The organism is Enterobacter cloacae complex sp. IR5401, from assembly GCF_049238425.1.
Taxonomy (GTDB): domain Bacteria; phylum Pseudomonadota; class Gammaproteobacteria; order Enterobacterales; family Enterobacteriaceae; genus Enterobacter; species Enterobacter hormaechei_C.
In genome coordinates this window covers 162,222-175,376 of sequence record NZ_JBMKHN010000002.1, presented here as the reverse complement: position 1 = coordinate 175,376, position 13,155 = coordinate 162,222, and the positions used below count along the sequence as shown (strand labels likewise).

Annotated in this window: 10 protein-coding genes; 1 reads left to right on the top strand and 9 read right to left on the bottom strand. The window is 55.2% G+C overall.

Going from position 1 to position 13,155, the window contains the following annotated elements; all coding sequences use genetic code 11:
• Window positions 1-5 precede the first annotated feature (5 nt).
• The 4 genes from ACOTX1_RS03890 to pncB form a co-directional block, all read right to left on the bottom strand.
• Window positions 6-1,196 (bottom strand): amino acid aminotransferase, encoded by a 1,191-nt coding sequence (locus ACOTX1_RS03890; protein WP_003858198.1) that lies wholly within the window; start codon window positions 1,194-1,196, stop codon window positions 6-8.
• A 184-nt stretch (window positions 1,197-1,380) separates the two neighbouring features.
• The gene (gene ompF / locus ACOTX1_RS03885; protein ID WP_022650730.1) at window positions 1,381-2,439 is read right to left on the bottom strand and encodes a porin OmpF; all 1,059 of its coding nucleotides are present in this window, start codon (window positions 2,437-2,439) and stop codon (window positions 1,381-1,383) included.
• Window positions 2,440-3,044: 605 nt separating this feature from the next.
• Window positions 3,045-4,445: an asparagine--tRNA ligase gene (asnS, locus tag ACOTX1_RS03880; protein ID WP_003858191.1), complete on the bottom strand. Its 1,401-nt coding sequence runs from the start codon at window positions 4,443-4,445 to the stop codon at window positions 3,045-3,047.
• Between the two features lie 168 nt (window positions 4,446-4,613).
• Window positions 4,614-5,816 carry a nicotinate phosphoribosyltransferase gene (gene pncB / locus ACOTX1_RS03875; RefSeq protein ID WP_003858188.1) on the bottom strand — a complete coding sequence of 401 codons (1,203 nt, stop codon included), beginning with the start codon at window positions 5,814-5,816 and terminating at the stop codon, window positions 4,614-4,616.
• Between the two features lie 254 nt (window positions 5,817-6,070).
• Here pncB and pepN point away from each other — a divergent pair, with 254 nt between their 5' ends.
• Window positions 6,071-8,683: an aminopeptidase N gene (gene pepN, locus ACOTX1_RS03870; protein WP_022650731.1), complete on the top strand. Its 2,613-nt coding sequence runs from the start codon at window positions 6,071-6,073 to the stop codon at window positions 8,681-8,683.
• A 103-nt stretch (window positions 8,684-8,786) separates the two neighbouring features.
• Here the strand turns inward: pepN and ssuB are convergent, their stop codons facing one another.
• From ssuB to ssuE, 5 genes are read right to left on the bottom strand one after another with little or no spacing between them, the layout of a single operon-like run.
• Window positions 8,787-9,557: an aliphatic sulfonates ABC transporter ATP-binding protein gene (ssuB, locus tag ACOTX1_RS03865; protein ID WP_263521496.1), complete on the bottom strand. Its 771-nt coding sequence runs from the start codon at window positions 9,555-9,557 to the stop codon at window positions 8,787-8,789.
• A complete protein-coding gene (gene ssuC / locus ACOTX1_RS03860; protein ID WP_003858185.1) occupies window positions 9,554-10,345 on the bottom strand; it encodes an aliphatic sulfonate ABC transporter permease SsuC in 792 nt (263 codons plus the stop codon). Before ssuC ends, ssuB begins: the two co-directional genes overlap by 4 nt.
• Before the next feature lie 9 nt (window positions 10,346-10,354).
• Window positions 10,355-11,500, bottom strand: coding sequence for an FMNH2-dependent alkanesulfonate monooxygenase (ssuD, locus tag ACOTX1_RS03855; protein WP_017384817.1), 1,146 nt, complete (start codon window positions 11,498-11,500; stop codon window positions 10,355-10,357).
• A complete protein-coding gene (locus tag ACOTX1_RS03850) occupies window positions 11,497-12,459 on the bottom strand; it encodes a sulfonate ABC transporter substrate-binding protein (RefSeq protein WP_023315761.1) in 963 nt (320 codons plus the stop codon). The genes ssuD and ACOTX1_RS03850 overlap by 4 nt, the downstream gene beginning before the upstream one ends.
• Window positions 12,452-13,027 (bottom strand): NADPH-dependent FMN reductase, encoded by a 576-nt coding sequence (ssuE, locus tag ACOTX1_RS03845; RefSeq protein WP_003858180.1) that lies wholly within the window; start codon window positions 13,025-13,027, stop codon window positions 12,452-12,454. Before ssuE ends, ACOTX1_RS03850 begins: the two co-directional genes overlap by 8 nt.
• Window positions 13,028-13,155 lie beyond the last annotated feature (128 nt).

Genomic DNA, 13,155 nt, shown 5'->3' with positions numbered 1-13,155 from the left:
GCAGGTTACAGCACCGCGACAATGGCTTCGCACAGCGGCGCCATGTTGTCAGGCGTCATACCTGCAACGTTCACGCGGCCAGATGCAACGGCATACACGCCAAACTCTTCACGCAGGCGCAGCACCTGCTCTTTGGTCAGGCCGCTGAAGGAGAACATGCCGTTCTGCTTGATGATGAAGCTGAAGTCACGGTCAGCGCCTTTCTCAGCCAGCGTGTTCACAAACAGCAGACGCATGCGCTGAATGCGCTGACGCATATCGTTCAGCTCTTGCTCCCAGATGGCGCGCAGCGCATCGTTGCTCAGGATCGTCGCGACCACAGACGCACCGTGTGCCGGTGGGTTGGAGTAGTTAGCGCGGATCACGGACTTCATCTGGCTGAATGCGCGATCGACGGTTGCTTCGTCAGCAGCCACCAGCGTACAGGCGCCGACACGCTCGTTATACAGACCAAAGTTCTTGGAATAGGAGCTTGCGACTATCAACTCTTGATGCACGGCGGCGAATGCGCGCAGACCTTCTGCATCTTCTTCCAGACCACGGGCAAAGCCCTGGTAAGCGAAGTCAAACAGCGGCAGCCAGCCTTTTTCAACGGACAGCTTAGCCAGCTGTTCCCACTGCTCAAGCGTAGGATCGATACCGGTTGGGTTATGGCAGCAGCCGTGGAACAGCACCACATCGCCCGCCTGGGCTTCGCTCAGGCTGGCCAGCAGGCCGTCGAAATCCAGCGCGTGGCTGGCTGCGTCGTAGTAGGCGTATTCACGCACTTCCAGACCCGCAGAATTAAACACGCTCTTATGGTTCGGCCAGCTTGGATTGCTTACCCACACACGCTTCACAGAAGTGTTTTTCGCCAGGAAATCTGCCGCCACGCGCAGTGCGCCGGTACCGCCTGGGGTCTGCGCCGTGCGGGCGCGTTTTTCGCTCACAATGGTGCTGCCTTTGCCGAACAGCAGCTCCTGGGTGCAGCGACCAAATTCAGGGATACCATCAATACCGAGGTAGTTTTTGGTGGTTTCGTTTTCCAGCAGATACTGCTCAGCTTTTTTGACGCTGGTCAGTACCGGAGTTTTGCCGGTTTCATCTTTATATACACCAATACCCAGGTTGATTTTGCCAGGGCGGTCGTCGGCGCGAAACAGATCGGCCAGGCCCAGAATTGGGTCGGCAGGAGCGGCAGTAATGTTCTCAAACATGACGAAGTTCCATTGTGATTACAGAAGTGAAATCCGCTATCAGGTTAACGGTAGATTTACAAAATGCCAACCGTTTGCGACGAAAAGCGTGCGGCTTTTCAAAAGTCGCTATTATTTTCTCTCAGGAATAAAAAAACAGGGCCGAAGCCCTGTTCATTAAGCATATAACAACGAGGTGTGCTGATTAGAACTGATAAACCAGACCCAGAGCCACGATGTCGTCGTTGTTGATGCCCAGCTTGTTGTCGTCTTTCAGCTGGTTGATCTGATAGTCAACATAGGTAGACATGTTTTTGTTGAAGTAGTATGTCGCACCAACGTCGATGTAGTTGATGTAGTCTTCGTCACCGATACCTTCTACGTCTTTCGCTTTAGATTTGTAATAAGCGATGGATGGACGCAGACCGAAATCGAACTGGTACTGAGCGACGACAGAGAAGTCCTGAGACTTGTTAGCGAAACCACGGCTGCCCAGACGCGCTGCGTTACGCATTTCGCCATAAATAGCTGCCAGGTAGATGTTGTTCGCGTCATATTTCAGGCCGGTTGCCCACTGTTCAGCTTTGTCGCCTTTACCCCATTCCAGCGTCTGCTGGTTGTTGGTACGGTCAGCGGCACCATAAGCACCTACAATGCCGAAGCCTTCGAAATCATAGCTCAGTGAGGTTGCCCAGCCGTCGCCGTTGGAACGTACTGCATCAGTACGCTCGTTTTTGCCCAGGTACTGAACACCAAAGTTCAGACCGTCAACCAGGCCGAAGAAGTTGCTGTTACGGTACGTCGCCAGGCCACCGGTACGGCCAGAGAAGAAGTTATCGCTCGCGCCGGTGTCGCCACCGAACTCAGGGAGCATATCGGTGATGCCGATTGCATCATAGACCAGACCGTAGTTACGACCGTAGTCGAAGGAGCCTGCGTCACCGAATTTCAGACCTGCGAATGCCAGACGGGTTTTGTTGCCGTTCTGTGCATCGCCACCTTCAGAGTTGTTACCCTGGAAGTTGTATTCCCACTGACCGTAGCCAGTCAGCTGATCGTTGATCTGAGTTTCGCCTTTGAAGCCCAGACGTGCGTAAGTGTTGTCGCCATCATTGCTGTCGTTATCGGAGAAGTAATGCAGGCCGACTGCTTTCCCGTAAAGATCTAATTTGTTGCCGTCTTTGTTATAGATTTCAGCAGCGTTTGCTGCACCGGCTACCAGCAGGGCAGGGACTACCACTGCCAGGATATTGCGCTTCATCATTATTTATTACCCTCATTGGTTTTTTTATGACACTCGCCACTGCCGTCAATAAATTCTGTCAATAAATATTTCCGGAACTATTGATGAGAGTTAGGTGTCTTTATGTGTCTGACAGGCATCTTTCCATTCATAGAACCGTTTCGCTACACTGAAAGTGCTACAATCTTCAAGATTCAGTTACCAAAAGAAAATATATGTAACTAAATGTGTATTTTTGGGAACTTTGTGAAGCACCTCAAACTTCAGCGCTTTCTGGTGAATTAACCCTCCGCTTTATTCTTATATATATGATTTCCTTATGTTTAATTTAGCTAAAGGCCTTTCGTATAAACAGAAGTTAAACGGCTCATTTTTTCTTATAATCGACAAAAGCCATCCAGATGGCTGTGAGGGTGGTTGTTTTTTGTGCTATTGCGTAAGGATTGTATTAATCGCCATAAAAATGGGGTTATTTTTTATCTCAGGATATTTCGTGGAAACAAAACGTAACAGGTAGAGGTAATCGCGGGGTTGTGGTTTAAAGACGCTTACTTTTGACTGACGAAAACTGACATTGCAGGATAAAATAATGGCCAGCATTTGCTGGCCATTAAGGATTTGGTCGGTTAGAAACTTGCGTTACGCGGTGTGCGTGGGAACGGAATCACATCACGTACGTTCTGAACACCTGTTACGTAAGCAATCAGACGTTCAAAGCCCAGGCCAAAGCCGGAGTGCGGGACGGTGCCGTAGCGACGGAGATCGCGATACCAGCTGTAGTCCGCCGGGTTCAGACCCATCTCCTGCATACGCGCGTCCAGCACATCCAGTCGCTCTTCACGCTGGGAGCCACCGATAATCTCACCGATGCCCGGCGCCAGCACGTCCATCGCGGCAACGGTTTTACCGTCTTCGTTAAGGCGCATATAGAACGCCTTAATGTCTTTCGGATAATTTTTCACCACAACCGGTGCTTTGAAGTGCTTCTCTGCCAGATAACGTTCGTGCTCGGAGGAGAGATCCACACCCCAGTAAACCGGGTTTTCGAATTTCTCACCGCATTTTTCCAGGATAGCGACCGCGTCGGTGTAATCCACCTGCGCGAAGTCTGCGGAGACGAAGCGCTCAAGACGGGCGATGGCGTCGTTATCGACACGCTCAGCGAAGAATTTCATGTCGTCTGCGCGCTCTTCGAGAACCGCTTTGAACACGTATTTCAGCATCGCTTCTGCCAGGCCAGCCACGTCATTCAGATCGGCAAAGGCCACTTCCGGCTCCAGCATCCAGAATTCCGCCAGGTGACGGCTGGTGTTGGAGTTTTCCGCACGGAAGGTTGGGCCGAAGGTATAGATCTTAGACAGTGCACAGGCGTAGGTTTCGCCGTTCAGCTGGCCAGAAACCGTCAGGAAGGCTTCTTTACCAAAGAAGTCTTTGTCGTAATCCACTTTACCTTCCGGCGTACGCGGCAGGTTTTCCATATCCAGCGTTGAAACGCGGAACATTTCACCTGCGCCTTCGGTATCGGATGCCGTGATCAGCGGAGTAGAAACCCAGAAGTAACCCTGCTCGTCAAAGAAGCGATGCAGCGCCTGCGCCAGCGTATGACGCACGCGGGCAACCGCACCAATCAGGTTGGTGCGCGGACGCAGGTGCGCAACTTCACGCAGATATTCGATGCTGTGACGCTTTGCAGCCATCGGGTAGGTGTCCGGATCTTCAACCCAGCCGGTCACTTCCACCGAGGTCGCCTGAATTTCGTAGCTCTGACCCTGGCCCGGAGAGGCCACCACAACACCGGTGACGATCACGGAACAGCCGGTTGTCAGGTGCAGAACGTCATCATTGTAATTGGGCAGAGAATTATTAATGACGGCCTGTACAGGATCAAAGCAGGAACCGTCATAGACGGCGAGGAAGGAGATGCCAGCTTTAGAATCTCGGCGAGTACGCACCCATCCGCGCACGGTGACCTCCTGGTCAACGGCGACACGGCCCTGGAGTACGTCGGCTACAGGCACAACGCTCATAATATTCTCTCTGTTAATAGTCGGAAAAAATAAACACTTGTCCGCCCTTATAGGGGGGATATCTATGTTACCTGCCATCCGCTATCAGACAAGTAAATTTCACCGTCTTGAGAGAAGAAATAAGAAATAAATAAGAGAAGGGGAGCCATGAAGGCTCCCCCGAAGCCGTTAACTGGCTTTTTTAACCTGAGGCAGATCGAAGGCTTTACGTAATGCGCGGACAAACGCTTTGTCATGGCAGATGGTTTTGCCAGGGCTGTCGGAGAGCTTCGCGACCGGCTTACCGTTACATTCCACCAGTTTTATGACGATGTTCAGCGGTTTCACCTGAGGGATATCACAGGTTAACCGCGTACCAATCCCGAAACTCAGGTTCACCCGCGATGAGAAATGGCGATAAAGGTCGACGGCTTTTGCCAGGTCAAGGTTATCGGAGAAGACCAGCACCTTACTCATTGGGTCGATACCCAGCTTTTCGTAATGGGCGATGGCTTTCTCACCCCATTCAACCGGGTCCCCGGAATCATGGCGTAACCCCTGGTAGCGTTCGGCAAACTCAGGGCCAAAGTCGCGCAGGAATGCGTCCATGGTAATGCAGTCGGTAAGGGCAATACCCAGCCGATCCGGGTATTCCTCTAGCCACGCGGCGAGGGCGGCGCGCTGGCTGTTGGCAAGGTCAGGGCTGATCTGCTGGTGCGCCTGGAACCATTCGTGCGCCTGGGTGCCCATCGGCGTTAAATCAAGGCGACGTGCCAGATCGTAGTTACTGGTGCCAACGAACCACGGCTCCTGTTGCAGACGTCTGACAATGGCTTCCTGAACCTCGCGAGAGAAGCGGCGGCGCGTGCCAAAGTCCATCAGACGGAAGCGGGACATATCCAGCCCTTCGGTCAGTCTGGAAAACTCAACGAGTTTATTCTCCAGAGCGGCGACCGCCTGCGTCACACCGGTTTCAGGGGAGCGATAGCGGTGGGCCAGCTCGCTGATCACGGCCAGAAGCGGCACTTCCCACATGATCACCTCGCGCCACGGGCCGGTCAGACGAATGTCCAGCTTGCCGTTATCATTGGTGACGGTGACCTGTTCCGGCTTATAGCGGAACTCACGCAGCCAGTTAAGATAGTCCGCTTTGAAGAAAGGCAGGCCTGAAAGCCACTGATATTCGTCATCGGTGAGCGCCAGATGCTGCATGGCCTCGACCTGTTCACGAATGGAATCTGCGTAGATACCCAGCAAGTCGTCACCCCGGCAGCGAAATTCCGCCGCAACATGGACATCATGATAGTGGTGAAACACGGCTTGCTGCATATGCAGCTTGTACGCGTCGGTATCCAGCAACGTATGCAGAACCGGAGAAGCGAATTGAGTCATAGGTGCGCTGTAGCATCCTCTCACGGGAGCGTTTAGTACAATAAACAACTCCGGAGTATACCCTGTTTAGTGATTTATTGAACCCCGATCACAACATAAGCACACTTTATGGTCGAGAGCATTTCGTGCCCCGTGTTATAAAAATGTAGCTAAAAAGGGCGTTGTGCCTGAAAAGATGAACATTCTGCATAGCGCGTTTTACACAACAGGAATATATTGAATCGTTACTCGACAAACGATGCATAAGGTTTTCTATGACACAACAGCCACAAGCTAAATACCGCCACGACTACCGTGCGCCGGAATACCTGATAAGCGATATCGATCTGACTTTCGACCTGGATGCCACAAAAACCGTCGTGACGGCGGTAAGCCAGGTGACGCGCCAGAGCGCGACAGCCGTGCCGCTGCGTCTGGATGGTGAAGACCTGACGCTGGTTTCCCTGCATATTAACGATGAAGCCTGGTCAGACTATAAAGAAGAAGGCAACCAGCTGGTCATCGACAACCTGCCGGAACGCTTTACCCTGCGCATCGTGAATGAAATTAGCCCTGCCGCCAATACCGCGCTGGAAGGGCTTTACCAGTCAGGCGTAGCCCTGTGTACCCAGTGTGAAGCCGAAGGTTTCCGCCACATTACCTGGTATCTTGATCGCCCGGACGTCCTGGCGCGCTTTACCACCAAAATTATTGCCGACAAAACGCTGTACCCGTACCTGCTCTCCAACGGCAACCGGATTGGCGAGGGGGAAATGGAGAATGGCCGTCACTGGGTACAGTGGCAGGATCCGTTCCCGAAACCCTGCTATCTGTTTGCGCTGGTGGCGGGAGATTTCGATGTTCTCCGCGACACCTTTAAAACGCGCTCTGGCCGTGAAGTCGCGCTGGAGCTGTTCGTGGATCGTGGCAACCTTGACCGCGCACCGTGGGCAATGACCTCTCTCATCAACTCCATGAAGTGGGATGAAACGCGCTTTGGTCTCGAATATGACCTCGACATCTATATGATTGTTGCTGTCGATTTCTTCAACATGGGCGCGATGGAGAATAAAGGTCTTAACATCTTTAACTCCAAATACGTGCTGGCGCGTACCGATACCGCCACGGATAAAGATTACCTCGATATCGAACGCGTTATCGGCCACGAATATTTTCACAACTGGACCGGGAACCGCGTCACCTGTCGCGACTGGTTCCAGCTGAGCCTGAAAGAGGGCTTAACCGTCTTCCGCGATCAGGAGTTCAGCTCCGATCTGGGATCGCGGGCGGTGAACCGCATCAACAACGTGCGCACTATGCGTGGGCTGCAATTTGCAGAAGATGCCAGCCCAATGGCCCACCCGATCCGCCCGGATAAAGTCATTGAGATGAATAACTTCTACACCCTGACGGTGTATGAAAAAGGCGCTGAAATTATCCGCATGATCCACACCCTGCTGGGCGAAGAGAATTTCCAGAAAGGGATGCAGCTTTACTTCGAGCGTCACGACGGCAGTGCGGCCACCTGCGACGATTTTGTTCAGGCGATGGAAGACGCCTCTAACGTGGATCTGTCTCATTTCCGCCGCTGGTACAGCCAGGCCGGTACGCCGATTGTGACGGTCAAAGACGACTACAACCCGGAAACCGAGCAGTACACGCTGACCATCAGCCAGCGCACACCGCCAACGGCGGAGCAGGAAGAGAAACATCCGCTGCACATTCCGTTCAGCGTTGAGCTGTACGACAACGAAGGCAATGTGATCCCGTTACAGAAGGGCGGTCACCCGGTGCATAACGTGCTGAACGTGACCCAGGCAGAGCAGACCTTTATCTTCGATAACGTCTATTTCCAGCCCGTTCCTGCCCTGCTGTGCGAATTCTCTGCGCCGGTGAAACTCGAATATAAGTGGAGCGATCAGCAGCTGACGTTCCTGATGCGTCACGCGCGCAACGATTTCTCGCGCTGGGATGCGGCACAAAGCCTGCTAGCGACCTACATCAAGCTGAACGTCAACCGTTACCAGCAGGGCCAGCCGTTGACGCTGCCGGTTCATGTGGCAGACGCGTTCCGTGCCATCCTGCTGGATGAGAACATTGACCCGGCGCTGGCGGCTGAAATTTTAACGCTGCCGTCTGCGACTGAAATCGCCGAGCTGTTTGACATCATTGATCCGATTGCCATCGTCGCCGTGCGTGAAGCGCTGACCCGCACGCTGGCGACCGAACTGGCAGATGAGTTCCTCGCCATTTACAACGCCAACAAGCTGGACGCGTATCGGGTGGAACACGCGGATATCGGTAAACGTTCCCTGCGCAATACCTGCCTGCGCTATCTGGCGTTTGGTGAGGCAGAGCTGGCGAACACGCTGGTCAGCAAGCAGTACCACGAAGCCGATAACATGACGGATGCGCTGGCCGCGCTGGCTGCAAGCGTTGCCGCCGAGCTGCCGTGCCGCGATGCGCTGATGCAGGAGTACGACGACAAGTGGTATCAGGATGGTCTGGTGATGGACAAGTGGTTCATCCTTCAGGCCACCAGTCCGGCAGCCGATGTACTCAGCAAAGTACGTAGCCTGCTGAAGCACCGTTCGTTCACCATGAGCAACCCGAACCGCGTCCGCTCTCTGATTGGTGCCTTCGCCAGCAGCAACCCAGCCGCGTTCCATGCCGAAGACGGCAGCGGTTATCAGTTCATGGTTGAAATGCTGACCGAGCTGAACAGCCGTAACCCGCAGGTGGCGTCTCGTCTGATTGAGCCGCTGATCCGCCTGAAACGTTACGATGCGCAGCGTCAGGCGAAAATGCGCGCCGCGCTTGAGCAGCTGAAAGGGCTGGAAAATCTGTCTGGCGATCTGTACGAGAAGATTGCTAAGGCCTTAGCGTAATAAAAAATTGCCCGGTGGGCAGGTAAAAGCAAAACGGCAACCTCGGTTGCCGTTTTTTAGTTTTTTCTCCCTCTCCCTGTGGGAGAGGGCCGGGGTGCGGGCATCAGGCATTAGCTTTAATCAACACCCGTTCACTTACCCCACGCTTCATCACCCGATCCAGCACTTCGGCTTCCAGCTCCCCCAGTCGGGCCGATCCCACGCGGCGAGGACGCGGAATATCTACCGTCAGATCCAGACCAATTTTACCTTCTTCTATTAACAGCACCCTGTCTGCCATTGCCACGGCTTCACTGACATCATGCGTCACCAGCAGCACCGTAAAGCCGTGCGTCTGCCATAGGGTTTCAATCAGATCCTGCATTTCGATCCGCGTCAGGGCATCAAGCGCGCCGAGCGGTTCATCAAGCAGCAGCAGGCCGGGACGATGAATCAGCGCGCGTGCCAGCGCTACGCGCTGCTTTTGTCCACCCGACAGGGCCGCAGGCCACTCTCCCGCGCGATTCTCCAGCCCTACCGCAGCGAGTGCCTGCCGGGCGTCCTCCCGCCAGATGCCCTTCAGGCCCAGCCCGACGTTATCCATCACCGTTTTCCACGGCAGCAGACGCGCATCCTGAAACATCATGCGCGTATCATCCTGAATCGTGGCCAGCGGCGTAGTGCCTGCCAGAATGTCACCGCTGTTTGGCGCTTCCAGCCCGGTTAAAAGACGCAGCAGGGTACTCTTGCCGCCACCGCTGCGGCCGACAACGGCAACAAACTGTCCGGCAGGAATATGCAGATCCAGTGCATTCAGAATGGTGTTGTCGCCGTAGCGTTTGGTCACGCCGTTCAGCAGTAACGGTGTTCCCTGGTTCAGTCGTGCAGTATTCATGCTTTCGCCTCCTGAGCGGTGTAGGCCGGGTTCCAGCGCAGCCAGCTACGTTCCAGCCACTGGGCGCTGACGTCCGCAAGTTTGCCGAGCAGGGCATAAAGGATAATGGCAACCACCACCACGTCCGTTTGCAGGAACTCGCGGGCGTTCATCGCCAGATAACCAATGCCGGAGTTAGCCGAAATGGTTTCCGCCACGATCAGGGTTAGCCACATCAGGCCGAGCGCAAAACGCACCCCAACCATAATGGAGGGCAGGGCGCCCGGCAGGATCACATGGGTAAACAGGGCAAAACCTGACAGGCCATAGCTGCGGGCCATCTCAACCAGACCGCGATCGATATTGCGGATCCCATGCCAGGTATTGATATAAATCGGGAATAACGTTCCCAGCGCCACGAGGAAAATTTTGGCGCTCTCATCAATGCCAAACCACAAAATAACCAGCGGGATAAGCGCCAGATGCGGCACGTTTCGCAGCATCTGAACGGAGGTATCTAGCAGCCGCTCACCCCAGCGGGACAGGCCGCTGATCAGCCCCAGCGTCAGGCCGATGCTTCCGCCAATCGAAAAGCCGATTACCGCGCGCCAGGAGCTGATGGCAAGATGTTGCCACAGCTCACCGCTGGCGCTGAGCGACCAGAACGCTTCCACAACGCCCTCCGGAGAGGGCAAAATGCGGCTCGACAGCCAGCCAGTTGAAGACGCCAGTTGCCAGACGAGGACAATGCCGACGGGCAGAAACCACGGCGCGGCGCGCAGTAGCCATTTTTGTGCGGTTGCAGACATGGTGGCTCCTTAGCTTTGCGCGACTTTTCTCGGGATAAACGCGTTCGCCACGGCTTCGCCCTGTAACTGAAGCTGGCGTGGCTGCGGAATTTCCGGGATAGCGACATCCAGGTGCGGGAACAGCAGTTCACCCACCTTGTACGCCTCCTCCAGATGCGGGTAGCCAGACAGGATAAAGCTGTCGATCCCCAGCGCCGCGTATTCATTAATGCGTGCCGCTACGGTTGGGCCGTCGCCGACCAGCGCCGTGCCGGCGCCGCCGCGCACCAGACCCACCCCGGCCCACAGGTTCGGGCTGATCTCAAGATTTTCACGCTTGCCGTTGTGCAGGGAGGCCATCCGGTGCTGGCCCACGGAGTCGGTTTTGGCAAACGCCGCCTGTGCTTTAGCGATAGTATCGTCGTCCAGATGAGCGATCAGACGGTCGGCGGCTTGCCAGGCCTCGTCGTTGGTTTCGCGGACGATCACGTGCAGGCGAATACCAAAGCGTACCGTACGGCCATGTTCTGCGGCTTTAGCGCGTACCTGAGCAATTTTCTCTTTCACCAGCTCCGGTGGTTCGCCCCAGGTCAGATAGAGATCGACCTGCTCGGCCGCCAGCTCCTGCGCCACGTCCGACGATCCGCCAAAATAGAGGGGAGGGCGCGGCTGCTGTACCGGCGGGAAGTAGAGCTGCGCATCGCGAACGTGGATATGTTTCCCTTCGAAGGTGACGGTTTCCCCTTCCAGCAGACGTCGCCAGACGCGGGTGAACTCTGCGGAGGCTTCATAGCGTTCGGTATGATCGAGGAAAACGCCATCCCCCGCCAGCTCCTGCGGATCGCTGCCCGTCACAAGGTTGAACAGCGCACGGCCGTTGGAAAGCCTGTCCAGCGTTGCCGCCTGACGCGCCGCGACGGTGGGCGACACCACGCTCGGGCGCAAGGCTACCAGGAATTTCAGGCGCTGGGTGACGGGGATCATTGACGCGGCAACCAGCCACGCATCCTCACATGAACGGCCCGTCGGGATCAGCACCCCGGTAAAACCGATGCGGTCTGCCGCCTGGGCGATCTGCTGTAGGTAGCCGTGATCGACCGGGCGGGCGCCTTCTTCTGTGCCAAGATAGTGTCCATCACCGTGGGTGGGTAAAAACCAGAAAAGATTCAGACTCATGATTTTTTTCCTTCAATGCCAGCGGGTTGCCAGATGCGTTCGCGAATATTCACCTGCTTTGGAACCAGGCGGTTTTGATAAAAGAGGTCTGCCGTTTGCTGCTGGAGAGCGGCAACGTGGGCGTCAACCGGCGCTATGGTGGTGGGAGGACGGTGGTCAAGATAGGTGGCGATCACCGGTTCAGGCAGGCCCATGGTTTTTGCCAGCAGCGTGATGCTCTGCTGACGCTGGCTTTGGGTCAGCGCATCGGCCTGAGAGAAGGTATCCAGCACCTGCTGAATAAAGGCGCCATTTTTCTCAGCGTAAGGACGTGCCGCCAGGTAGAACGAACCGGTCTGCTTCAGGGTGGTGCCGTCTTTCAGCACCCGCACACCGCCCTGCAACAGTGCGGCGGAGTAGTACGGATCCCAGATAGCCCAGGCATCAACATTTTTTTGCTGAAACGCCGCGCGCGCATCGGCAGGCGTCAGGTAAACGGGCTGGATATCGGTGAATTTTAGGCCGGCCTCCTGCAACGCGCGCAGCAGCAGGTTGTGCGAGCTTGAACCTTTCTGGAAAGCAACCTTATGGCCTTTAAGATCGGCGACGCTTTTGATCTCGCTGTTTTCGGGCACCAAAATAACCTCTGCCTTCGGCTTGGCGGGCTCAACGCCAACGTAAACCAGATCCGCCCCGGCAGCCTGCGCAAAGATCGGCGGGATATCGCCTGTGCTGCCTAAATCAATACTCCCGACGTTCAGCGCCTCCAGCATCTGTGGCCCGGCAGGGAACTCGACCCATGAGAATTTGGTCTCCGGGAAACGCTTCTCCAGCAACGCATGGCTTTTCGCCAGCACCATGCTGACGCTGCCTTTCTGATAACCGATACGCAGGCTCTCCGGCGCTTTCACCGTCGCCTGAGCCAGCGACGCCACTGCCAGCAGACCTGCCAGCCCGATACGGGTAACTGTTTTAAACATGCGCCACTCCTTGTGATTGATGAAATGCCGCCGCGTGGCGATCCCGACGGTTCAGGGCGTGCCAGAAGGTTTCAAGCGCGCTGTCGAGGCGGGTTTGCAGATTCGGCGTGAAATGCGGTTTATGCTGGTAGTCGATTACCTGTGAGTCGTCAGCGAAGACGCCATGCAGGATCTCCTGTGCTTTCAGCGCGTTCAGAACCGGCTTGAGGGCATAATCCACCGCCAGTAAATGGGCTACCGTACCGCCTGTGGCCAGCGGCAGGACGACCTTACCGTCCAGCGCACGTTCGGGCAGCAGATCGAGGAGCGTTTTCAGTGCGCCGGAAAAAGAAGCTTTATAAATCGGTGTCGCGACGACCAGCCCGTCAGCACTCTTAAGCTGTTCGATCAGGGTTTTCAGCGCCGGGCTGTCGAAACGGGCGTAGAGCAGATCTTCAGGCGCGAAATTGTGCAAATTCCAGTGACACACTTCGACATCCAGAGCATTAAGCTTTTCGCGAGCGTATTCCAGCAGTGCGCTGGAGCGAGAGGGGAAGCGGGGGCTTCCGGCCAGGGTAATGACGCGCATGGTTGCTCCTTATAACTAATTGTTTGCTTTTATCTAACATTCATAACAATTTTCAGGAGTGTGACATTGCGTGGTTATTCCACTAAATGATTTATCCTCAGGATGAATGCAGAAAAATGCATAAGAAG

Excerpts from the sequence above, each read along its gene's own strand:
- ssuC (WP_003858185.1), bottom strand. The coding sequence starts at position 10,345 with ATGTCTGCAACCGCACAAAAATGGCTACTGCGCGCCGCGCCGTGGTTT.
- ssuB (WP_263521496.1), bottom strand. The coding sequence starts at position 9,557 with ATGAATACTGCACGACTGAACCAGGGAACACCGTTACTGCTGAACGGC.
- ssuE (WP_003858180.1), bottom strand. The coding sequence starts at position 13,027 with ATGCGCGTCATTACCCTGGCCGGAAGCCCCCGCTTCCCCTCTCGCTCC.
- ompF (WP_022650730.1), bottom strand. The coding sequence starts at position 2,439 with ATGATGAAGCGCAATATCCTGGCAGTGGTAGTCCCTGCCCTGCTGGTA.
- pepN (WP_022650731.1), top strand. The coding sequence starts at position 6,071 with ATGACACAACAGCCACAAGCTAAATACCGCCACGACTACCGTGCGCCG.
- ACOTX1_RS03850 (WP_023315761.1), bottom strand. The coding sequence starts at position 12,459 with ATGTTTAAAACAGTTACCCGTATCGGGCTGGCAGGTCTGCTGGCAGTG.
- asnS (WP_003858191.1), bottom strand. The coding sequence starts at position 4,445 with ATGAGCGTTGTGCCTGTAGCCGACGTACTCCAGGGCCGTGTCGCCGTT.
- pncB (WP_003858188.1), bottom strand. The coding sequence starts at position 5,816 with ATGACTCAATTCGCTTCTCCGGTTCTGCATACGTTGCTGGATACCGAC.
- ACOTX1_RS03890 (WP_003858198.1), bottom strand. The coding sequence starts at position 1,196 with ATGTTTGAGAACATTACTGCCGCTCCTGCCGACCCAATTCTGGGCCTG.
- ssuD (WP_017384817.1), bottom strand. The coding sequence starts at position 11,500 with ATGAGTCTGAATCTTTTCTGGTTTTTACCCACCCACGGTGATGGACAC.